Annotated in this window: 17 protein-coding genes and 2 pseudogenes; 6 read left to right on the top strand and 13 right to left on the bottom strand. The window is 34.9% G+C overall.

All coding sequences use genetic code 11. The annotated features are described in order from the left end of the window. Positions 1 to 22 precede the first annotated feature (22 nt). The 3 genes and pseudogenes from OPR58_RS01975 to OPR58_RS01965 form a co-directional block, all read right to left on the bottom strand. Positions 23 to 894: pseudogene (locus tag OPR58_RS01975) on the bottom strand (hypothetical protein); the annotation flags it as partial. Beyond that, positions 894 to 2,360 (bottom strand): IS4 family transposase, encoded by a 1,467-nt coding sequence (locus tag OPR58_RS01970; RefSeq protein ID WP_265023151.1) that lies wholly within the window; start codon positions 2,358 to 2,360, stop codon positions 894 to 896. The pseudogene OPR58_RS01975 and the gene OPR58_RS01970, both read right to left, overlap by 1 nt. A gap of 96 nt (positions 2,361 to 2,456) precedes the next feature. Continuing rightward, positions 2,457 to 3,431 (bottom strand): annotated as a pseudogene (locus tag OPR58_RS01965) (hypothetical protein); the annotation flags it as partial. Positions 3,432 to 3,891: 460 nt separating this feature from the next. Here OPR58_RS01965 and OPR58_RS01960 point away from each other — a divergent pair. From OPR58_RS01960 to OPR58_RS01940, 5 genes are all read left to right on the top strand, one after another. After that, on the top strand, positions 3,892 to 4,140 hold the full coding sequence (locus tag OPR58_RS01960) for a DUF6444 domain-containing protein (RefSeq protein WP_265022250.1): 249 nt from the start codon (positions 3,892 to 3,894) through the stop codon (positions 4,138 to 4,140). Next, positions 4,140 to 4,316, top strand: coding sequence for an IS66 family transposase zinc-finger binding domain-containing protein (locus OPR58_RS11245; protein ID WP_406846499.1), 177 nt, complete (start codon positions 4,140 to 4,142; stop codon positions 4,314 to 4,316). Before OPR58_RS01960 ends, OPR58_RS11245 begins: the two co-directional genes overlap by 1 nt. Before the next feature lie 180 nt (positions 4,317 to 4,496). After that, positions 4,497 to 5,840 (top strand): IS66 family transposase, encoded by a 1,344-nt coding sequence (gene tnpC, locus OPR58_RS01950; protein ID WP_265022247.1) that lies wholly within the window; start codon positions 4,497 to 4,499, stop codon positions 5,838 to 5,840. A gap of 138 nt (positions 5,841 to 5,978) precedes the next feature. Beyond that, positions 5,979 to 6,938, top strand: a complete 960-nt coding sequence (gene tnpC / locus OPR58_RS01945; RefSeq protein WP_320109902.1) for an IS66 family transposase — start codon at positions 5,979 to 5,981, stop codon at positions 6,936 to 6,938. Between the two features lie 388 nt (positions 6,939 to 7,326). Then, positions 7,327 to 8,085, top strand: coding sequence for a hypothetical protein (locus tag OPR58_RS01940; protein ID WP_265022880.1), 759 nt, complete (start codon positions 7,327 to 7,329; stop codon positions 8,083 to 8,085). Positions 8,086 to 8,175: 90 nt separating this feature from the next. Here the strand turns inward: OPR58_RS01940 and rlmB are convergent, their stop codons facing one another. Beyond that, positions 8,176 to 8,943, bottom strand: a complete 768-nt coding sequence (gene rlmB / locus OPR58_RS01935; protein WP_265022879.1) for a 23S rRNA (guanosine(2251)-2'-O)-methyltransferase RlmB — start codon at positions 8,941 to 8,943, stop codon at positions 8,176 to 8,178. Between the two features lie 92 nt (positions 8,944 to 9,035). Between rlmB and OPR58_RS01930 the strand changes: the two genes are divergently transcribed. After that, positions 9,036 to 9,527, top strand: a complete 492-nt coding sequence (locus tag OPR58_RS01930; protein WP_265022878.1) for a Smr/MutS family protein — start codon at positions 9,036 to 9,038, stop codon at positions 9,525 to 9,527. Positions 9,528 to 9,538: 11 nt separating this feature from the next. Here OPR58_RS01930 and uvrC read toward each other — a convergent pair whose 3' ends face one another. The 9 genes from uvrC to OPR58_RS01885 all read right to left on the bottom strand — a co-directional run bounded on the left by uvrC (position 9,539) and on the right by OPR58_RS01885 (position 22,164). Continuing rightward, entirely contained in the window at positions 9,539 to 11,356 is a 1,818-nt protein-coding gene (gene uvrC / locus OPR58_RS01925) for an excinuclease ABC subunit UvrC (RefSeq protein ID WP_265022877.1), read from the bottom strand. Further along, positions 11,340 to 13,448, bottom strand: coding sequence for a glycine--tRNA ligase subunit beta (glyS, locus tag OPR58_RS01920; protein ID WP_265022876.1), 2,109 nt, complete (start codon positions 13,446 to 13,448; stop codon positions 11,340 to 11,342). The genes uvrC and glyS overlap by 17 nt, the downstream gene beginning before the upstream one ends. Before the next feature lie 3 nt (positions 13,449 to 13,451). Next, a complete protein-coding gene (locus OPR58_RS01915; RefSeq protein ID WP_264374578.1) occupies positions 13,452 to 14,291 on the bottom strand; it encodes a glycine--tRNA ligase subunit alpha in 840 nt (279 codons plus the stop codon). A 44-nt stretch (positions 14,292 to 14,335) separates the two neighbouring features. Then, the gene (locus tag OPR58_RS01910; protein ID WP_010404500.1) at positions 14,336 to 15,094 is read right to left on the bottom strand and encodes a hypothetical protein; all 759 of its coding nucleotides are present in this window, start codon (positions 15,092 to 15,094) and stop codon (positions 14,336 to 14,338) included. A 655-nt stretch (positions 15,095 to 15,749) separates the two neighbouring features. Beyond that, positions 15,750 to 16,748, bottom strand: coding sequence for a porphobilinogen synthase (gene hemB, locus OPR58_RS01905; protein ID WP_265022875.1), 999 nt, complete (start codon positions 16,746 to 16,748; stop codon positions 15,750 to 15,752). Further along, a complete protein-coding gene (gene nuoH / locus OPR58_RS01900; protein ID WP_010404403.1) occupies positions 16,741 to 17,766 on the bottom strand; it encodes an NADH-quinone oxidoreductase subunit NuoH in 1,026 nt (341 codons plus the stop codon). The genes hemB and nuoH overlap by 8 nt, the downstream gene beginning before the upstream one ends. Before the next feature lie 416 nt (positions 17,767 to 18,182). Then, positions 18,183 to 20,231: an NADH-quinone oxidoreductase subunit NuoG gene (gene nuoG, locus OPR58_RS01895; RefSeq protein ID WP_264730011.1), complete on the bottom strand. Its 2,049-nt coding sequence runs from the start codon at positions 20,229 to 20,231 to the stop codon at positions 18,183 to 18,185. Between the two features lie 5 nt (positions 20,232 to 20,236). Beyond that, complete coding sequence (locus tag OPR58_RS01890; RefSeq protein ID WP_006279675.1) at positions 20,237 to 20,449, bottom strand: hypothetical protein; 213 nt, start codon at positions 20,447 to 20,449, stop codon at positions 20,237 to 20,239. A 257-nt stretch (positions 20,450 to 20,706) separates the two neighbouring features. Beyond that, positions 20,707 to 22,164: a leucyl aminopeptidase gene (locus OPR58_RS01885; protein ID WP_010404380.1), complete on the bottom strand. Its 1,458-nt coding sequence runs from the start codon at positions 22,162 to 22,164 to the stop codon at positions 20,707 to 20,709. Positions 22,165 to 22,272: the final 108 nt, after the last annotated feature.

Raw genomic sequence — 22,272 nt, 5'->3', positions numbered from 1 at the left:
ATATCACAAAAGATCTTATTTGTTAGGTGCGCAAAGGAAGATCTTTTTTACTTATCTGCTCAATAGACTCTACAGAATATTCAGAATACATAAAGTAAGCTAGGTTCAAAACACACAGTGTAATTAATATTGGTAACCCTATATTCAATGTTAGCCCAATGCTTTCCCTTTTTTCTGCTGGCACCAATTCCTTTAAAATTGATACTTTTCCCAGCGGCAAATGCAATAGGCAGAGTGCTGATATAGAAGCTGCTACTAAAAATAGACAAAAATAAGTCTCTTTTGAAGAAAATACAGTTTTTAATGGTGATTTGAGCCTAATATTAGTAGGCAATGGAGTTTTAGCTTCATTTGTTTTTGGTAAATGGTCTACAGCTTTGCTTGGCAAAATTTCATGAGAAATATTTCGAGGCTGTGGAGAAGGTTGTATAGGAATGCCCGAAACTAATTTGAGCAATTGCACTTTTTTTCTATATACTTGCTTTTGTAAGTATTCTTTACCTAGAAGTGAGTTATTAGGAGGTTGTGGCCTTTTGAGTACCTCTAGCACTTCTGATATCTCATCTGGTTCTAACACTTCATGTAATTGTTTATCTTGAAAGTAAACAATATTAAATATTGAGTTGAAAATATTGTGAAATGTCTCTGGGTCTTGATTTTTATATCCATTCATCACTTCAATAAATATTTCATCGAGTTTTTTTCTCTACGCTCAATCTGGTTATCTATTATAGCAACTCTAGTATCAATTTGAGCTTGTTTTATGATTGACTGTTTTTCCTCTTCCGATAGTTCTGTGACCTGCTTTTTTGACTTCTTTTTTCTGTTAGTTTTAAAATAATCTGTGTGCGACCTAGCTTGACCTATATCCCGCTCTGTTTCTTGACTTACTATTACCCATAAATATAGGATTCATGAGCAAGTCTCCATCCTTCTGCTAAATCAAAGAGACGTTTCCATCCCTTCCACAAAGCTATAGGACCTGGTTCTAAGTCATTTTTGCGAGCTAAAAACCCTCCCAATTGAGCTACCCACCTCACGATTTTTCTTATGGGTGGTGGGGCTTCAGGATAGTTTTTTGTTTTTAGCATTTTTGTATACAAAACCTTCCACTCCTCATCAGTCAGTATGATAGTACAAGGAAGATTGGGATTTGTTCTAGCTACTAATGTAATAAAAAATATTCTCCATGCAATTATACTCATTATTGTAAGAAAGCGGATCAATCTATCTGCTGTTTGGAGTCTACATTCTTCAACTTTAAGACCGGATTTCAAAATTTTATGAAAGACCTCTATTCTCCACCTTAAGCAATACCATTGTATTTTTTCTACTGCTTCTTCAAAATTATTAACACTTATATTTGTCAATAAGATCCAGTTCATAGGTTCTTCGCCAAATGGGGAATACTTTTCTATAACATAGACAGCATTCAAATTTAAATTAGGAAGTTTTTGAGTCTTACGTCTAGCGTTGTTTTTTGATGCATTCATCACAAAGTTACTAAACTTTACTTCTAACACTGCTGTTCTTTTAGGCCTATTATCACGGGTAGGAATACTTATTTGAATTTCTCCTTGGCAAGGCATACGATTCATCAAATCCCACAACTTTTCACCACCTTTTTCAGAATAAGTTGATCTCTTGTTTACTGTTCTGTTTTGATTTCCTCTTACTACAAAAAGAGATTGATTAGTGGAAGCAACTTCAAATAAATCATAAATATCTCCTTCTCTATCGCAAACGGTAACTACCTTAACATCCTTTAATCCAGGGTGATTAGTAGAGTCTTTTAGTGATGCTATCCACCGTATGCTTTCTTTCTCTTCTATAGGAACAGCAGTGTTATGGCTTCTCCTTTTCAACTCTCTTAGGTCTTCAGCTAAGGGAGGTCTAGTACTAATTTTTTGATCTAATAATCCTATAGGTAGTCCTTCTGTTGTAACTGCAAATGTTGTATGCATCACTAATCCATGGGTTTTAAAATTGGTTGTTTCAGATCTTAATCTTGCTGCTATAATCCCTAATCCTTTGGCCTTTTTATGATTTTTATATGAAATATAACTCGTGTCTTGGATAGCTAAAATAGTTGAATATTCTTTAGCTCTTTCAACAGTTTTAACTATATGACTGTCTAATATCTTTCTTTCAGAAATGGCATCATTTTGAAAAAATCTATAAGCTGCTTTACTTTGATACCAATCTTTACAAGCTTGATTTATTGAACATTCAGGCGATTCAGCAAAACTATTAACTACTTTTAAAAGCCTTTTACTTAATCTTATATCGCCAAAATTAACAATCCCAAATTCACTTTCTGCCCATTCACTAGTTGAGGTATTTATACTTCCTTTCATCATATATTTCATTTTTAGACCATAGGTCTATTTATAGTACTAAATTGAATTAGTAAAATAGCAGCTTTTTACCATTTATATACTTATGGGTAATAGTAAGGTTTCTTGAGGTACTAGATTTCCTATACTACCACCCTCTGTTATCCGAGTGGCTGACACTGGTTCTTTCTCTTCTTGGTCAAGCGCTGGAATGACACCAAGTGGCATATTGTTACTCTGTATAGAAAATTTAGGCAGTTGTGGAGAAAAGAATTGTGCCGTATTAAAAAAATTGAATGGCTGAAAAAGAGACCTAAGCCAGGAAATATTTTCATGCATTGCAGCAACAATTACTGGTGCGCGTGTAATTTGCTTTCTGTTACTTACTATATTGTAGCCAAACGAACCTTGCACAATTTGTTTATCTTGCTTGTTCCTTTTTTCAACCACATTTTCGTTTTTATTTTCAGTTTCTTCTGCTTGTAACGTATCTTGACTTTGCTCCTCATTTTTAGTTTTTTCCACACGTTTTAGCTTCTCATTCAAGAATATCTCGATTTGTTGCAAGCTATTGAGGTTGATGTTTTTAACGTTTGTTTGTAGCGTTATCGTTATGCCCTGCATGAGGATTTGAATTGGAGCATTATTTATGAATTCTTCTACAGTTTTATTAGCTTTATGGTAGTTATTATATAATTCTTCACTTTCTTTTGGTACTTTTATATTGGCTGTAAAATTTTTTTCTTGAAGGAGATAGATTTTGAAAAAGCCAATCAAGTATTGCATTTGAGGTAGGGTTATATTAGAGACGTCTTCATCTGCTGCTGTTAGCAATCTTAGCTTAAATGAAAACTCTTGTGTATCACTTACAACACTTCTTGAGCGAATAGTGCTGATTTCTATTACTTCATTGGAAAATACTTTGCCTATCTCTTTAGATTTATCTTTGAAAAATTTAGGTAAATCTTCTACCTCATATTTTTTCTCAGCTCCAACTTTGGTGAGATTTTTTTCTGTGTATTGAGCTTTATTTTTAAATAAATTCTTTGCTTGTTTCTGTAGTGTGGTATTAAGGTTAGTAACATCTTCCTTTATGTTTTCAGAATCTTTTTTAAAGGACTTAGAGAAATATTCTATCTCATGTGTTACCTTATTTTGAATTTCGGAAGCTGCTGTATGTATGGTTTTTTTAGACTTATCTATAAAAGACTTAAATGAATTTTTTGTTTGCTCCCACGGAGTTGTGGTATTATTACTGTGCATATTTCTAACTTTTTAATTTATTAATATAATATTAACAAAAAAACATAATTAGTCAATAAATTAATAATTATAGCACCCTTGCATAACAGCGGCGCGTTGGATTCAATAAGAGCAGAAAAAGTTACTTTACAAACCTCATCAGTCTTCTTATCATGACAATGAGAGTATTTATCCTTGTTTTTAATCTCTGCAGATTTAACAACAAAATTAGTAACCGTTCACGGAGATAAGGTGGTTTACAAAGTAAGTATAAAAGTGTAAAGAGATAGGAAGCTAAATATGGAATGGGTAAATGACAACAGTGCTGCAAGAAAAGGTTGTAGCAGAAAAGGCTAATCTCAAGGAAGAAATAAAAGCACTGATCAGAGAAAATGATAGCTTGAAAGCAAAAATAGTTGAATTAGAAGACAAATTGGGCTTAAATTCGCAAAATTCTCATCGCTGCCACCATCACGAGATATATATCGTAAGAAAGCAAAAAAGAAAAGTGATAAAAAACCAGGAGGTCAGCCAGGACATAAGGTGCATAAGCGTGAATTAATGGCTGCAGACGAGGTAGTGAGATGCACAATTGATACAATTTGTATGTGTGGAGGTAAGATTACTTTAGAAGATGAAATTATTCATCAGAAGGCAGAGTTGCCAGAAATTAAGCCAATTGTAACTGAGTACAGGTTGCAAAGAGGACATTGTAGCAGTTGTGTTAAAAGTCAATAGAAAAATTGATGGTAACCGTTCACGCAATGGCGTCAACTTAAGAGCCTTCATTAGCAGACTCTCCTAAAGACATGATGGCGTTTAGGCTTATCAACTTTGTCCATTCACGGTATAAGAAAGTAGTTTACAAAAATTGCATAATTAGTATAAAAAACAATAAACTAGATAGATGAGGGGTTGATGATAGAGGTGCTACAAGAAAAGATTGTGGTATTGGAGTCAGAAGTTGGTACTCTGAAAGCAGAGAATGATAAGTTAAGGACAAAAATAATTGAGCTAGAGGATAAGCTGGGTTTAAATTCAAAAAATTCATCGCTGCCACCATCGCAAGATGTATATCGCAAAAAGACAAAAAAGAAGAGCGATAAAAAACCAGGCGGGCAGCCAGGACATGAAGCGCACAAGCGGGAATTGATGGTAGCAGATGAGGTGGTAAAATGTTCAATTGATACAATTTGCATGTGTGGAAGCCAAGTTATTTTAGAAGAAGAAACTGTGCATCAAAAGGTTGAATTGCCAAAAATTAAACCGATAGTGACTGAATATAGGCTACAAAAAGGCTACTGTAAGGCGTGTAAGAAAAGGATCTCAGCTAGTCTGCCTGAAGGTGTGACAAGGGATCTTTTAGGAGCTAATGCAAAAGCAGTAATTAGCAGTTTTAGTGGATTTTTTATCAATTCAAAAAGGGAAGTACAGCAAATTTTGAGCAGCATATTTAATCTGAATATAAGCCTAGGTTTGGTATCAAAGACCGAGGGTAGAGTATCAGAAAAATGTATATCTGAATACGAAAAAATAAGAGAAGAGCTACGGAAAAGCAAGTATTTACATATAGATGAAACAAGCCATAGGAACCAGGGAAAGAAAGGTTGGAGTTGGGTAGTAACGAATAAAACAGCAACACTTATGAAGTTAGTTGGATCTCGCGGAAAGAAGATATTAAAAGGGCTATTGCCAGAGTATGATGGAATAGTTATAAGCGATAGGTATGCTGCGTATAATTACTTTAATCGTGAAAACAGACAGATATGCTGGGCCCATTTAGCAAGGGACTTTGAAAGGTTTTTTTACAGTAAAAATGTTGAAGTGAGCAGAATTGGCGCAGCATTAAAATCGCTGAGCAACAGGGTATTTGTGGTAGATAGAGCACGTAAACAAAACCTGATAGACAATTTAAGATTTTTCCGGTTAATGAGGAAGATTCGAAAAAGGGTGAAACATTTTTTGCGAGAGATAACAAGGGTTGCAAAAGGAACTCAGGCCTCGAGAATGGCTGCCAATATACTACGTTCTGAAGATATGATGTGGAGATTCGTGCGCAATCCTGATCTGATCGAGACAACCAATAACCTTGCAGAACGTCAGGCTAGACGGTACGTCATTTATCGTAAAAATAGTTTTTTCACTTGGTCAGAACGTGGAGAAAAGTTCATTGAAAGAATGCTTTCGATATTTTTGACTGCACGTTTGAATGATCAGAATCCTGTCCAGAAACTACAGAATTTAGTCGCTATTCCTGCCTAATTGGGAATATTCCGTGAACGGTTACAGGAGAACCTTGCTGCAAAACGGTCCTTATGACCAAGAGTATGTACGGTTCCTCCTCTCTGCGTGTCTTTATACCGCCATTTCGTGACATTTATAAAGACTTGTTTTTAACATATAAGAGTATGTAATAAAAGAATTACAGCAAATTTACCCGAAGGTGTTGCAAGAGATTTTCTAGGACCCAATGCTAAAACAGTTATAAGCAGCCTTAGCGGCTTTTTTATTAACTCAAAAAGAGAGGTACAGCAAATTTTGGGCAGTATTTTTAATCTAAATATAAGCCTTGGTTTAGTCTCAAATACTGAACGCAGGGTATCGAAGAAGTGTGCATCTGAATATGAGAAAATGAAGGAAGAGTTGCAAGGAAGCGAGTATTTGCATATAGACGAAACAGGGCACAGAAATCAAGGAAAGAGAGGCTGGAGTTGGGTAATAACAAACAAAGCGTTGACACTTCTGAAGGTAAGCGAGTCTCGTGGTAAGAAGGTGTTGAAGAGTTTACTGCCAGAATATGATGGTATAGTTGTGAGCGATAGATACGCTGTATACAATTACTTCAATCGTGAAAATAGACAGATATGTTGGGCACATCTGGCAAGAGATTTTGAGAGATTTGCCCATAGTAAAAATGTTGAAGTGAGCAAAATTGGCCAAGCACTAAAATCGCTCAGCAATAAGGTGTTTGTAGTAGATAAGGCAAAAAAACAAAATTTGATAGATAATTTGAGATTTTATCGACTGGTGCGAAAAATTCGGAAAAGGGTAAAACATTTTTTACGTAAAATGACGAGGGTTGCAAATAGCACTCAAGCTTCAAGAATGGCCGCTAAGATGTTACGATCTGAGGATATGATGTGGAAGTTTTTAAGAAAACCTGAAGTGATAGAAACAACTAATAACCTTGCAGAACGGCAAATTAGACGGTACGTAATTTATCGTAAAAACAGCTTTTTCACCTGGTCAGAACGTGGAGAAAGATTCGTGGAAAGAATGTTGTCGATATTTTTGACATCACGTCTAAATGGCCAGAACCCCTTTCAAAAGCTACAGAATCTAGTAGCTGTCACTGCTTAGTTCTTTAATTCATTCTCACAATCCGTGAACGGTTACAAAGCAAGGAGTGTACTGAGATGCCTACGATTTCTATCAATCAATCCAATTGACAGTATCACTCCTTGCTCATTATAGCCTTGCGGCTTTGATTTAATATACAATCCAGTTAAATTTGCTAGTATAAAAGTAATCAACGTTTCTTATGATGGAAAAATGGATTCCAGTGTCAAGCACTGGAATAACACCAAAGGGGCTACTAGGATGACATCGTCTGCTACATACTTAGATCACAAGAGAAGAATTCTGAAGCGAAAAGCTTCAAGGAAATCTTATGCAAAATCTAGTATTTACGGAATTTATATTATTTTCATGCACTCTATGGTTTTTATAATTAACGGAGAGTTATATAGTGGCTAATTTAAGTTTTAAAAAAGTAGATAGACAAACTGATGCAACAGATTTAGCTGGTGTTAAAACTATAATTTATGAAGATAATACAGGTAATAAGTATACCTTTGGTGTAGATAATACTAGTGTTTTCAACACTTTTAGGTATGAACCTAATGGTGCTGCTGAAATAGATTACAGTGCTACAGCAACAAACTTCATTACTGGAGGTGCAATTGCTACATTATTAGGTATTGGAACTAACGTAGGTGCAATAAAAACTAAGACTGATTCTATTCCAGCTGACTTAAGCGCTGACTTAGTTACCATAAAAACTCAAGTCGGAACAGATCTGATATCAGGAATAAAGGCTAAGACTGATAAGATTACAGATACCTTAGGAGCTGATGTCATTGCTATAAAGGCTAAAACTGATACTATTCCAGCTGACTTAACAGCTAAAGTAACTGCTATAGAAACTGCTACAAATGCTGCTAATTTAGGAGACAAGGTTACTGCAATACAAACTAAGACTGATAAGATGACTGCTGACTTAAACGCTGAGTTAATTAAGTTAACTACAATAGGAAATGCTATAAATAGTAATGGTCACGTCACTGAAGCTGCTAAAGCTGTACTAGAGAGCAGTTTCAAGCAAGCTATCACGAATGCTGGGCAAGAAGGTAGTGAATGGCTTAGAAATGAGATAAAAGAGATAGTGTCACAGCCATCCTTCGAGATTCCAACAGATTCAAGTTCACCTCTTTCTTGGGATTGGTAATGTAAGTGCTAGTGAATGACATCGCAAGATGTCATTCACTGTTGTCATTCCAGTATCACATACTGGAATGACATCCTTGTTTTATTGCAACTAATTTGCAGTGATTTTTGTTTTAATGTAGATGGAATATAGTCCTATTGCTGCTGCGTTTGAAACATTTAGACTGTTAATTACGTTTGACATTGGGATTTTTAAAAGATAATCACAATTTTCTTTAACTAGTCTCCGCATTCCTTTCTCTTCAGAACCAAAAACAATTACTCTTTTTTGCCCAAAATTCTTTATTTCATCTATATTTTCCTTTGCATTGCAATCAAACCCATAACACCAGTAGCCTATCTTTTTTAAAGACTCCATCGTCTTTACTATGTTTGTAACGTATATTAGAGGAACAATGTCTAATGCGCCACTTGCTGTTTTTGCGATAGATGCATTTTCGCTTGGTGAATGGTGATACGGTAAAACCAATGCATCAATGTTGAAACAAGCTGAGGTTCTTAAAATCGACCCTATATTGTGTGTATCAGTAATTTGATCTAAAATGACTATAGTAGAGTTTTCACCTGATCTTTCAGCTATTTCTTCAATATTTAAGCTGTGAAAAATAGGAGTAACTTTTAAAGCAATTCCTTGGTGATTTACACCTTTGGGTAAAACATCATTGAACATTTTGTTCTCTACCAGTCGAGCTTTAATGCCCTTACTATCTGCACATTGTTTAATTTCTTTCTCAAATTCTCTGTAGAAATTTTCTGTTACTAACAGTTCTATACACCGCCTATTTTTGTTTCTTAATGCTGAGATACAAGTGTGCTTTCCGTATAGCCAACAGTTTTCATTAGCTTTTGATGATTTCATTGTATTATTGAAAGCCTGGTTCTTATAGAATAAGCAATATTTTACTGTGTTTATATATTGTTGTAAAATTATGCAGTTCAATTAATGAATTTATGTCAGACGATGAGTTAGATTGGCAAAAAAATGTTAAGCCAATAGAATGTGGAAAAGTTACTTTGAAAGTTGATCACAAAGTAAATATAAAATCTATGATTGATAAAGGTATCTCTGGCTTACAAGAAAATTTTCTTAATACTGATAATGGTGATTCATCATTTTGTCTTGACTACAATACAAAATTAAAGATCGATAGGGGCAAATATTTTATAAGCGATAAACTCGATTTGCATGGCTATAGTATAGATGATGCTTATTCTAAATTGATAGATTTTATTATCAAAAATTATCAAGCAAGGAATAGGTGCTTATTGGTAATTACGGGGCATGGTAATAGTACAGATAAAATAGACACTATAAAGAATAGCTTAAATAAGTGGTTGAATGACACAAAAGTTCGAAATATGATCTTATACTATCAGCAAGCCATAAAAAAACATGGTGGCAAAGGAGCTTTTTATGTCTTATTAAGAAGAAATAAAGGTTAATTTTAGAGTACCTATTTAGGAGTACCTTTCTTAGAATTCACGTGTTGAAGAATGATTTCTGCTAAACCTTTACTAATTCCAGGTACGTTTTGAATTTCAGCTAGAGAAGCTTTGCTTATGTTTTCTACCGAACCAAAATGAGACATGAGTGCCTTCTTTCTTTTACTGCCAACACCAGATATTTTGCTTAATTGTGAAGCAAAAAACTGTTTATCGCGTTTTTTTCTGTGCGAAGTTATTGCAAAACGGTGAGCTTCATTACGCAGCAATTGTAAATAAAGCATGACCTTGCTGTCACTTGCTAGAGTAAATTCTTCTCTGCTCGGCACATAAAATCTTTCATTTCCTGCGTTACGATCATGACCTTTTGCCATACAAGCAAAAGGAACGTTTATATTCAATATCTCCAACACATTCTGCACTATGGAAACATGTCCTGGCCCACCATCTATCAGTAAAAAATCAGGAATGATGTCTTTTATATTGCCAGAGAAACGTCTAGTCAGCACTTCTCTCATCATTTTATAGTCATCACCTGAAATTTCTTCTTTTATAGTAAATTTTTTGTATTCACTTTTTAAAAAACCTTCCTGCCCTGCAACAACCATCACACCAATCTGTTGATTTCCAGATATATGGCTATTGTCATAAACTTCGATACGCTTTGGAATATTTGGTAACAAAAAGATTTTGCTAAGCTCTTCGAGCTTTTCTAGGTTATTTCTATAATCAGTAAGCTTCTGCTCTAGGCTATGCTTAGAATTATTGTAAATAAAATTCAACAAATCACGCTCTTTACTATTTTTCGCATACAAAACTTTTATTGATTTTTGAGTAAGAGCATAAAGTGCTTGTTCTATAATTTCCTTATCCTTAATAAAATCGGGAACGTAAATTTGCGCTGGTGGTGTATTAACTGGATTATACAAATTGACCAAAAAGGTGGATAAAATTTCATCATTTGGATGATCACTACAATTCTCAATGAAGTAAGGAATGCTTCCATAGTTACCTTTATCTCTGAAAGATAGTACACCAATGCATGCTAAGTCTGCCTCACGTACAATGCTGAAGAAATCTGCATCTTCTTCAAAAGAAAAATCCATTGGCTGCATTTGAATTTGCTGAAGAAATTTCAATCGATCTCTATAGACAGCAGCAAGCTCGTAGCTCATTTCCCTACTGCACTTTTCCATTGTAGAAAATAGCTGTCTTTGCACTTCTTTATTCCTTCCTAGCAGAGTATCTTGTGCTTGTTTTACTGATTTGCAGTAATCATCTTTTGTAATTTTATCTACGCATGGTGCTGAACAGCGCTTAACTTGATACTCAAGACATGGTCTTTTTGTTGAAGAGAAATATTGATCTGAACATACTCTTAAGAGAAAAGCTTTTTGCAATGATAATATAGTGTTCTTAACAGCAGCAGCAGATGGAAAAGGGCCGTAGTAATGAAACTCATTCTTCTTAAACTTACCTCTATATTTCGCTATTCTTGGATAATCATGCTTAGAAATTGTTATATAAGGATAAGATTTTCCATCCCTAAGCAAAATATTATAAGATGGTTTTAACGATTTTATTAACTGTGCTTCAAGAAGCAATGCTTCGATTTCATTCTCAGTGATGAATATTTCAACCTTAATAACCTGTGAGATCATTACTCTGATTCGTTCAGAAAGGTTTTCGAATTGAAGGTAGTCGGATAATCTCGACTTCAAGTTTTTTGCTTTACCAATGTATAAAACCTTACTCTTATCTCCAATCATCTTATAAACGCCACAGGATTGTGGAGATGATTTGATTTGTTCCTTATATTGCCTGAGCATTTATCAATTGTTTAACCTGTATAAGGTTAAACTCTGCTACTAAATGAAAGGTAGAAACAACATTTGCAAGCAAAGATAACCTGTTTATTCTAAGCTCATTAGAATCACAGTTAATCTTTACACTGTCCATAAATTGATTGATAAACGGAGCAAAACGAGCAAGTTCATCAAGCGCTGTATTAAAGTCGTTATTTTCTATCGCTTGTTTGATGTTTTTACAAGCAGCTATAGCACAATTTGATAGCGCAATCTCCTCATCTTCAATCAAAAACTTCTTACTGTAAGATGCATTATAAGTAGTGCCATCACTTTTTCTCACTTTGCTCATCATGTTACTGGCTCTTTTATAAGTGCTTAGAACCTGTTCACCTTCTTTTGTACTAAGATAACGATCCAATATCACAGTTTGCTTTTCCGCTTTCAGCAGATCATTAATATCGACTTTATATAGTATTGAATCTACAACATCTTGCCTTATATTTCTATTTTTTAAAATAATCTTGAACCTTTCTAAGCAGAATTTAAATACTAGTTCTAAAATTTGTTTTTCACTTGGCTTATCAACTGGAGTTATATTTTTATTCAATAGAAGCCTTGAACATAAAGATACTGACTTATCTATCAGCAATCTAATTGGAATATGCAAATTATTTTCAAGTATTGTTCTAATTATACCAATTGTCATTCTCCGCAAACCAAACTGATCATACGAACCAGAGATTTTCTCACCTGCTGCAATTAAGCCAACCAAACTATCCATTTTGTCTGCAATAGCTACAGCAATCGCAGTAGGAGATTTAGGGCATTCTTGGTCCGATCCAATTGGCTTATAGTGCTCAGTTATAGCTTCCACTACTTCTTTATCCTCTTGAAAATAAGAAGCGTAGTATCCACTCATTACTCCTTGCAATCCCGGAAATTCTTTCACTATCAACGTTGCAAGATCTGCCTTTGCTAAATATGCAGCACGTTCAACTTTAATTAATGAAGCATGTGGAATAAATATCGCTATATACTTTGAAAGAGCGATAATACGCTTCACTTTTTCTTCTACGCTACCGAGCGAAGCATGAAATGAAATAGAGCTCAATTTTTTGACATAGTAATCTAGGTTTTCCTTCTTGTCTTGAGATATCAAAAACTGGGCATCAGCAAGACGTGCTTCTAATATTCTTTCATGGCCTTTGACAACTTCATTGTTGTTAACATTTACAACAGTAACAAAATGTGATATTTTCTGTCCATCACTTAAAGCAAGATACTTTTGCTGCGTATTAATTATACTAAGTATTACTTTCTTCGGTAATTCTGATGATTTTACTTTACCAAATAATACTATTGGCCACTCTATAAGCCCTGCCAATTCATTAAGTAAATAATCATTTTTTTCAAGTTGTAAGTTCTCCTCTTTTGTAAACTTATTAATCTGATCTAGTATAAATTGCTTTCTTTTGTCCAACTGGAGAATGACATTATTTTTTTCTAACAATTCAAAATAGTCTTTGGGTGTTTTAACAGTAAGTACTGCATCACCTGAAAGAAACCTATGACCATACGTCACGTTGCATGCTGTAACCCCTGCAAAAGATATAGGTATTATTTCGTCATTTAAAATACATAGAATATTTTTAATTGGCCTAACCCATCTCTCTTTTCTTTCACTCCATCTCATACTCTTTGGCCAAGAAAAGTTTTTTAGCATTTCCTCCAGTTGATTTTTGAGAAACCCGTTGATGTTAAATAAGCAGCTTTCTCTCTTAATGAAGTAAAAATCTTCATCGTTTACTTTGCGAATGAGTAAATCTTCTTCACCTTTCCGATTTTTTCTCAAAAAACCTTCGATAGCACTTTTCGGTGCATTAACTCTTGGTCCTTTAATCTCATTGTTAGAATCTTTTAGCTCCAAAGCACTTATGCCATCAATAAAAAGAGCAATGCGACGTGCAGTCACATAAACTTCTATAGATGCAAATTTCACATTATTTTTACTAAAAGCATTAGTGATATAGCTCTTAACCTGAGCTGCAGATGAATTCTGCATTCTTGATGGAATTTCTTCTGAAAGACATTCAAACAATAATTGTGACAACATATTCTACTTTGCTCTATATAATTCACAGCATTTTTTTGTTAACTCTCTCACTCTACCAATATAGGCTGTACGTTCATTCACACCAAGCACACCTCTTGCATCAAGTAGATTAAGTAGATGGCTCGTTTTAATACATTGGTCATAAGCTGCTATCGGCAATTCTTTTTCAACAAGGAATTTACACAGTTTTTCTGTATCCTCAAACTGCTGTTGTACTACTTTAGTATCATAATAATCAAGTGCCAGGTAAGAAAACTCTCGCTCTCTTTGTTTAAAAATATCTCCATAAGTTGCACCGCTACCGTTCCACATTATGTCGTAAACATTATCTACACCCTGTATGCACATTGCTAAACGCTCTAACCCATATGCTACTTCACCAGGAATTATTCTGCAGTCAATACCTCCCACTTGCTGTATATAAGTAAGTTGTGTTACTTCCATTCCGTTGCATGTAACCTCCCAACCAAGACCGGATGCACCAACACTTGGGTTTTCCCAATCATCTTCAATAAACTTAATATCATATTCTTTTGTCGATACACCAAGAGCTTTTAAGCTATTTAAGTAAATATCTTGCAAATTGCTGCCAGATGGTTTTATTATAACTTGGTATTGATGATGCTGATATAAACGATTAGGGTTGTCGCCATAGCGTCCGTCTGCAGGTCTGATTACTGGTTGTAGATACGCAATTTTTGTTGATTTTTCGTCAATCGCTGACATGATTGTTGCGGGATGTAGTGTTCCAGCTCCAACTTCAGACGTATATGGATGAAGTATAGTACACCCTTCATCTGCCCAAAAATCTTGTAATCCCTTTATTATATCCTGTAGATTCACGCAAACTGTATATCTTTTAAACTGAATACATAAGCAAATAAGTACTATTCTATACTTATTTTTTTAATAGTGCCATGAAAATAGTCACTCAAGGCTATTGAACTTTCTTTTACATACTCAAATATGCTTTTGTTTAAAACAATCGCATCATGCATAGTCAGATCGCAGAATATAAATGCAGTCAAGTACAATAAAATCACTGCATAAAACACATGAAAAATCCCTTCAAATGTGATTGATATCGCATTGTTATAACTAAGCTGTATCGTACTTATCGGCCATGGTTTTATTACTTCTACAATATTAAAAAATAAATAAGGTATTATAAAGAAAAAGAACAAATGCATAAGATCATTAAACCAAAATGGACATTGAAGTATTGCCTTGCATATACTTAAATAGAATTTACTTACAATATAATAAATTGACATTATTGCCGGCATCGAAAACGCAACAGTCATCACCTGTCCTGATGCTATTTGTATTACTATATTCTCATCACTGCTGGCTGAAGGATCTTGAGTATGAAAAATAGATATGCCAACTAATTGCAGCACTAACATAACTATTGCTAGCTTGGTAAAAATAGCAGCTACAACTATGCCTGAATTCGGCATTTTATATAGTATAAAATCACCTCCGTATGTAAGCATTAATATAATGTCGGTAATAAATAATATTAGAAAAGAAGACCAATAATGCTGCCAACCCGGTAAATATCCTACTCCTAAAAAAGAGCTTACTATTTTGGCAGGAAAAACCTTGCCTAGCACCTTACCCAAAAATTGAAAAAAAATCCCCATGTCCTAACTAACACTTGACTTATATTTTTCACAATACTGAATTGTAATGGACTTATCAATACACTTCTTGCATAGAAAAAAGGCAAATAGTTAAAAACGATCTAAATTTACCAATAACCGTTATCCCTTCTTTCTTCATATTAGTGCCTCTATCCCAGTGCTCCTTTTCCTGTCATTCAAGTAGCCCCTTTGCGTCATTAGATCTCTTGCATAACTGGAATTCAAAAGTTGATGTCATTCCAGCTCATGACGCTGGAATCTAGTCTTTATTATGATTCAATTTGCGGTTAGTTTTTCTGGATCACAGTGTCACGCACTGTGATATGATGTCAGTATGTATAGCTAATTCAAAATATTAAAAAATTTACCAGGCGAAAAAAAAGGCAAAAGAATCCCCCAGTAGTGAGTTTTATAATTTAAATTGATAATGTGCTAACAAGCGCGATTTGGCTGAACGTAGAAAAAATAAAAAAGACATGCAGCCGCTATAATTTTATGTAATTTGCCAATAAATACCTGAGTTTTTTACTGAATTTTTGTTGTTAAATCTGCAGAGATTAAAAACAAGGATAAATACTTTTATTGATATGATAAGGAAAGTGGGAAGGTTTGTCAAGTCACTTCGGCCAGCTACCTACTTAGATGTTCCACACTGCTAAGTAGATACCAAATTTTTTGCAACATCAAGTGCAGCATAGGTAAATATTGCACTTGCACCTGCACGTTTAAAACCAATTAAGGACTCATAAATCACTCTGTTATAATCCAACCAGCCATTCTTTGCTGCAGCTTTTATCATTGCGTATTCACCGCTTACTTGGTAAGCAAAAATCGGAAAATTAAACTTTTCACTTGCTGTTTTTATTACATCTAAGTATGGCATACCCGGCTTTATCATAATAAAATCTGCACCTTCATCTATATCCATTTCGATTTCGCAGATTGCTTCACGTGCATTTCTATAATCCATTTGATAACCACTTTTGTCGATGAAATTTGATGATGCGCACGAACCGACAACTTGCCTGAACGGCGCATAGAAGCTAGAACAGTACTTTACTGCATAGGACAATATTGACACATTCTGAAAGTTATTATCATCCAATGTTTTTCTTATTTTTCCTATCCTGCCATCCATCATATCAGAAGGAGCAACTATATCGCATCCTGCTTTTGCTAAAACAAGTGCTTGCTTACATAATGCTGACACAGTCTCGTCACTTTCTACATCTATCCTACTGCTTTTTAAAATGCCATCATGACCGTGAGTAGTGTATGGGTCTAGTGCAATGTCTGCAATAATGCCAATATCCGGTACATTTGATTTTACAGCACAAATTGCTTTACAGATTAAATTGTCAGGATTGTACGCTTCCTCGGCGTTTTCAGATTTTAGTTTACTATCAACTACAGGAAAAATTGCAACAGCATTAATCCCCGAGTCCTTAGCTTTCTGAATTATAGAAATTAATCCATCTATTGAATAACATTTGATATCAGGTAAGCCAGAAATTGGCTCAATTGTTTCTTCTCCGTCATGAACAAATAAGGGAAAAATCAAATCATTTACTGATAAAGTGCTTTCACTTGTTAAATTGCGAATCCACTTGCCTGAGCGCCTACGCCTTAACCTTGTATTTGGGAAATTAAACATTGGATCCAGGCAAATTCCCAGTAAAAAGCAACACTCCTGAAATGAGTATTACCCAAAGTACCGATATTGGCAAAAATACTTTCCAACCAAGACGCATTAATTGATCATAACGATAACGAGGTATTGTAGCTCTAATCCAAACAAATATAAACAAAAGTACAACTATCTTCAAAACAAACCAGATTAAACTAGGAATTTTATACAGCAAACTAAGCTCTAATGGAGGATACCACCCTCCTAGAAAGAATATTGTCATCATAGCGCTTGCTAAAATCATATTTGCATATTCTCCCAAGAAAAAGAGAGCAAAAGGCATTGATGAATACTCGACGTTATACCCAGAGACGAGCTCTGCTTCAGCTTCTGGTAAGTCAAATGGGTGACGATTAGTTTCGGCAAGCAAAGAAATAAAAAATATTATTCCTATAGGCATTAGTAATAAATCAATCCAAAATGGCATATTATGTTTCGCTACCACCATCTCTCCAAGATTTAATGTGCCAGTTGTAATAACAACTGTAGCAACTATTAGACCTATTGAAACTTCATATGAAATCATTTGAGCAGCTGACCTTATAGCGCCAAGAAATGCATAATTAGAATTACTAGACCAGCCTGCAATAATAATGCCATATATTCCCAAAGAGGATATAGCTAGCACATAAAGCACTCCAACATTAATATTTGATATTACCTTAGGGATTATTACCTGCTGTCCATTTTCTGTAATTATTTCAGCTCCAAATGGTATAACTGCCCAGGAAATTAATGCTAAAATAAAGGTGAGCATTGGAGCCATAATAAACAGTATGGTGTTTGCTCTAAATGGTATTATCGGCTCTTTAATTATCAATTTGATAGCATCTGCAAATGGCTGTAGTAGCCCAAATGGCCCTACTACACTTGGACCATGCCTTAGTTGAATTGCACCAATAACTTTACGCTCAAAGTACACTAAATATGCTACTGAAAGCAAAAGTGGAATAAGAAGAAAAAGAATATCAAATATCAAGTACATGCAACCCTAAATCAAAAAAATAGTTCATAATTGTGGCAATAAAAAATACAGCAAATGCTCTAGACACAAAAGACAATGTCCCTATTGAAATCAATAGGACAACACTTTTCTGTACAGCATTTAGCTTAATAGAATAGTAAAATGATATGCATATGAATGACACTAGTGACATCATAATTAAGATCATTGTGAGAGGCAAATAATTCCCTCTTCCCTCGGTAACTATAATAAATGTTATTGCCATCCATACATATCCTTCCGTAAATAGTGCAATAATATCATTGATAAAATCAACTAGCTTATAAACGAACTGTTTTTCTAATGTATTTTGTTCTTTACACAAAAATATAGAGTTTAATTTTCGTTGAAAATATACCAGAGTTATTAGTAATAATGGTGTTAGAATAAATAAAATATTAAGTAGAGTGTTCATAAAAATCCTTAGTACAATCTGCCATTATTTTTGAAGCACGACCTATTGAGTCTGTCATATAAAAATTACACTCCTTTAAAGTAAAAGGCGTATTACTTAAATTTATTTTACCATTGCTGATTGGTACCCATGTATTTTTTACCACTTGATCAACACTTCTAAACTGTGGACCGATAGTATCTAATTTTTTTCTCACATCAAATAAACTATCATATAACAAGGAAAGGCTCAAATATTGGGATAAATTTTTAATAATCAACCAATCTTCCTTTGCTTCACCAGGAGGAAAAACAGCTAAATTTGTTCTCTGTACTCGCCCTTCAGTATTTACATAAGTTGCATATTTTTCTGTGTATGCAGCTCCAGGTAGAATGACATCTGCTATATGCGCTCCCCTATCACCATGGTGGCCTTGATAAATTACAAATGTATTTTCTAATTTTGATGTATCAATTTCATCTGCACCAAGAAGATAAACAACTTCCACCTCGCCACTTTCTGCCTGTTTTAGCATCTGATTAATGTCTTTTCCACCTTTGCTAGGAACAAATCCAATATCGAGTCCACCAACCCTTGCTGCAGCCTTATGCAGTACGTTAAAGCCATTCCAGTCATCTCTGATCATGTTAAATTTTTCTGCAATTTTGCCAGCTAGAGCTAAAACTGATTCAGAATCATCTCTTATTAATGCATCTTGACCGATAATTAGCATAGGGTTCTGAGCCGCACTCAGTAACTCGCAGAATTTGTGATTTCCCTCTTCTATTTCTTTTAGAACGTTTGGACCATCACCTAATCTTTCAACATTATATAGATATTCAAGATTAGGACCAATATTTGCAATAGTGAAATTACCTTGTAAATATCTCTTTCTCAATCTTGCGTTAATTATTGGTGCTTCTATCCTTGGATTCGTATTGATTAGCAAGCATAAATCTGCACTTTCTATACCCTGAATAGTGGTATTGAACACATAAGATCCACGATTACTTGATATAAGATTTGCACCATCTTGCCTGCAGTCTATATTCCCCGAACCAAGCTTCTGCATCACTTCTTTGAGTAGAAGCATAGACTCACAATCTGCTAAATCACCTGCAATTGCAGCTATTTTGTTTGATTTCGTACTCTTTAGTTTCTTTGCAGCAAAAGCCAATGCTTCATTCCAATCAACTGGAATTAATTTGCCCTCTTTTTTTATATAAGGTCGATCGAGGCGTTGTACTTTGAGTCCATCGTAAGCAAAACGAGTTTTGTCTGATATCCATTCTTCGTTCACTTCTTCATTGAGTCTTGGCAATATTCGCATAACTTCAGGACCACGACAATCAACTCTAATATTACTTCCCACAGCATCTAGCACATCTATAGTTTCACAATGTGATAGCTCCCATGGACGTGCTGTAAAAGAATAGGGCTTTGAAGTTAAAGCTCCCACCGGGCAAAGATCTATAATATTCCCAGATAATTCAGAGCTAATATGCCTTTTTATGTAAGTACTAATCTCTATATTTTCTCCCCTTCCAATTCCTCCAAGTTCATTTGTACCTGCAACATCAGACAAAAATCTAACACACCGAGTGCAATGAATACACCTGTTCATTGCAGTTTCAATCAGCGGACCAAAATGTTTTTTTGGCACAGCCCTCTTATATTCATCAAGTCTGCTGATTCCTTTACCATAAGCCATCGTGATATCTTGCAAATCGCATTCACCACCTTGATCACAAATTGGGCAATCAAGTGGGTGGTTTATTAGCAAAAACTCAAGCACACCTTCACGCGCCTTTTTTACCTTGGGAGTATCCGTGTGAATAACCATACCCTCTGCAACTGGCATTGCACAAGAAGCTACTGGTTTTGGAGGGCCACCCTCAACTTCAACCAAACACATTCTGCAGTTACCAGCAATTGCTAAACGCTCATGATAACAAAACCGCGGAACTTCAACGCCCACAACTTCACAAGCTTGAATTATAGTGAGCCCATGCTCTACTTCACATTCCTTAGAATTAATAGTAACTTTAACCACAACTACTATACAGCTTCCCACTTTATAGGATTGCCGCTTACCTCATCTTCAACTAGATTGCCGTTATCGTATTGAGCAGACATATAGTTCATACGTGAATCACGGTCTATATATCTAACCGGCTTTACCGGTTTATCCTTATACATTTTTTGTTCTGCTTTCTTACGCTGAGTAGGGTTATTTTTACTAGCTGTTTTCGCTTTTCCGCCTGCTGCCATATAAACTCCTAAAAACTTCCTATTTTATTCTAACACTTAAGTATATACCGTCAATACCAAATAGCTTTAAAGTTTTAATAGTCCATCATTACAATCATCATTTGAACAAAATACTTTCTCTTGATGCTGCTCAAGTACGTAACTTTAGAACCTCCAAAAAAGAAAATGTAAGTTACTTTGATGATATCATTTTCTACGTCTTATAAATAGACATTCATGTAGCCGTAAATTAAGCTATAAACTCAATACAAAGATCCTTAATTATTAATCTCATAGTATTTCTCAACCAACTTATTTAGCAACCTTACACCGAAACCTACTGCCCCTCTTGGAGAAATATCAGTGCCTTTTTCGTGCCAAGCAGTGCCTGCAATGTCTAAATGTGCCCAACAAGTGTCGTTTACAAAACGCTGTAGAAACTGTGCAGCCATTATACTATCTCCACCAGAACCTGCAGGAGCTATATTTTGCACATCAGCAATCGGCGAATCAATAATTTTGTTATAAGTTTCATTCATAGGAAAGCGCCATAATTTCTCATTTACTTCATTTCCTGCATCAATCAGATGATTCGCTAATTCATCGTTATTTGAAAAAAGACCAGCATATTCATTATTTCCCAGTGCAACCACTATAGCACCAGTTAAAGTTGCAAGGTCGATCATAAATTTCGGTGCAAATCTATCTTGTGTATACCATAAAGCATCCGCAAGTATTAGTCTTCCCTCTGCATCGGTATTTAATATTTCTATTGTTTGTCCAGACATTGAAGTGACTACATCGCTCGGTCTTTGAGCATTACCATCCACTGCATTTTCTGCAAGTGCAACCACACCAATTGCATTTACTTTTGCTTTTCGCCCAGCTAGAGTACGCATCACTCCAACTACAGTAGCAGAACCTGCCATGTCATATTTCATTGACTCCATACCGCGTGAGGGTTTAAGTGACACTCCACCAGTGTCAAACGTTATACCCTTGCCTATAAAAGCTATTGGTTTTTGTTCTTGAGAAGCCCCATTCCATTTTATCACCACTAACTTTGGCTCTTTACTACTTCCTTGTGCTACTCCAAGCAGGGCTCCCATTTTTTTCTCTTCCATTTGCTTTTTATCAAGCACTTCAACCTCAAGACCAAGTTTAGTAAGTTCAGCTTTTATACGATTAGCGTAAGACTCTGGATATAAAATATTAGGTGGCTCAGTAGTAAAAGCACGTGCAAGAAAGATACCTTCACCTTCGTGTTTTAAACGCTCAAATGATTTTTCAATGCTACTTAACTGTTCATCTTTTACTAATAATGTAATTTCCTCTACTTCTGTAATTTTTTCATCCTTTTTAGTTTTATACTTATTAAACTTGAAACTGCGCAGAAATGCTCCATATGCAACATTTGCTGTACTGCCCTCGATTGAAATAGCTGCTCGCTTGATTCTTAATCTGCTTAGCTCACAATATATTTTACCACCAATATTTAATCCTTTGCTTTCATCCCATTCATCTCTCATTCCAAGACCAGCAACTATAATATTTTTTCCCTCTGATGAAGTAACGGAGAAAAATTCACCAAAACCTCCATTAAAACCACTAAATTTCTTGATGTTATCTATAGCTTGCTTATCTTGTAGAACATTAGTTATGAGCTTATCACCCTCAAACAAACCTACCACTAGCGTCTCAAAATCGGGTAAAGCTTTAGAAATTGTTATCTTCATCGTTGACATCTCCGTTGCAAATAATTGTAAGCTGCACATAAAACATAGTAAAAACATTAGTAAGATATTTTTCATATACATTTTAAGTACAATAGCGCTTAAGACTAC

It is taken from the genome of Wolbachia endosymbiont (group B) of Ischnura elegans (assembly GCF_947251585.1).
Taxonomy (GTDB): Bacteria; Pseudomonadota; Alphaproteobacteria; order Rickettsiales; family Anaplasmataceae; genus Wolbachia.
The sequence above is the reverse complement of the archived record's forward strand: the minus strand, read 5'-3'. Positions and strand labels throughout refer to the sequence as shown.

What these genes read in the sequence shown, in the direction of transcription:
- OPR58_RS01910 (WP_010404500.1), bottom strand. Translation starts at nt 15,094, where the DNA reads ATGGGGATTTTTTTTCAATTTTTGGGTAAGGTGCTAGGCAAGGTTTTT.
- OPR58_RS01960 (WP_265022250.1), top strand. Translation starts at nt 3,892, where the DNA reads ATGACAACAGTGCTGCAAGAAAAGGTTGTAGCAGAAAAGGCTAATCTC.
- tnpC (WP_265022247.1), top strand. Translation starts at nt 4,497, where the DNA reads ATGATAGAGGTGCTACAAGAAAAGATTGTGGTATTGGAGTCAGAAGTT.
- OPR58_RS01885 (WP_010404380.1), bottom strand. Translation starts at nt 22,164, where the DNA reads ATGAAGATAACAATTTCTAAAGCTTTACCCGATTTTGAGACGCTAGTG.
- uvrC (WP_265022877.1), bottom strand. Translation starts at nt 11,356, where the DNA reads ATGCTCAGGCAATATAAGGAACAAATCAAATCATCTCCACAATCCTGT.
- nuoH (WP_010404403.1), bottom strand. Translation starts at nt 17,766, where the DNA reads ATGTACTTGATATTTGATATTCTTTTTCTTCTTATTCCACTTTTGCTT.
- rlmB (WP_265022879.1), bottom strand. Translation starts at nt 8,943, where the DNA reads ATGAAATCATCAAAAGCTAATGAAAACTGTTGGCTATACGGAAAGCAC.
- OPR58_RS01890 (WP_006279675.1), bottom strand. Translation starts at nt 20,449, where the DNA reads ATGGCAGCAGGCGGAAAAGCGAAAACAGCTAGTAAAAATAACCCTACT.
- OPR58_RS01930 (WP_265022878.1), top strand. Translation starts at nt 9,036, where the DNA reads ATGTCAGACGATGAGTTAGATTGGCAAAAAAATGTTAAGCCAATAGAA.
- OPR58_RS11245 (WP_406846499.1), top strand. Translation starts at nt 4,140, where the DNA reads ATGGCTGCAGACGAGGTAGTGAGATGCACAATTGATACAATTTGTATG.
- glyS (WP_265022876.1), bottom strand. Translation starts at nt 13,448, where the DNA reads ATGTTGTCACAATTATTGTTTGAATGTCTTTCAGAAGAAATTCCATCA.
- hemB (WP_265022875.1), bottom strand. Translation starts at nt 16,748, where the DNA reads ATGTTTAATTTCCCAAATACAAGGTTAAGGCGTAGGCGCTCAGGCAAG.
- OPR58_RS01970 (WP_265023151.1), bottom strand. Translation starts at nt 2,360, where the DNA reads ATGATGAAAGGAAGTATAAATACCTCAACTAGTGAATGGGCAGAAAGT.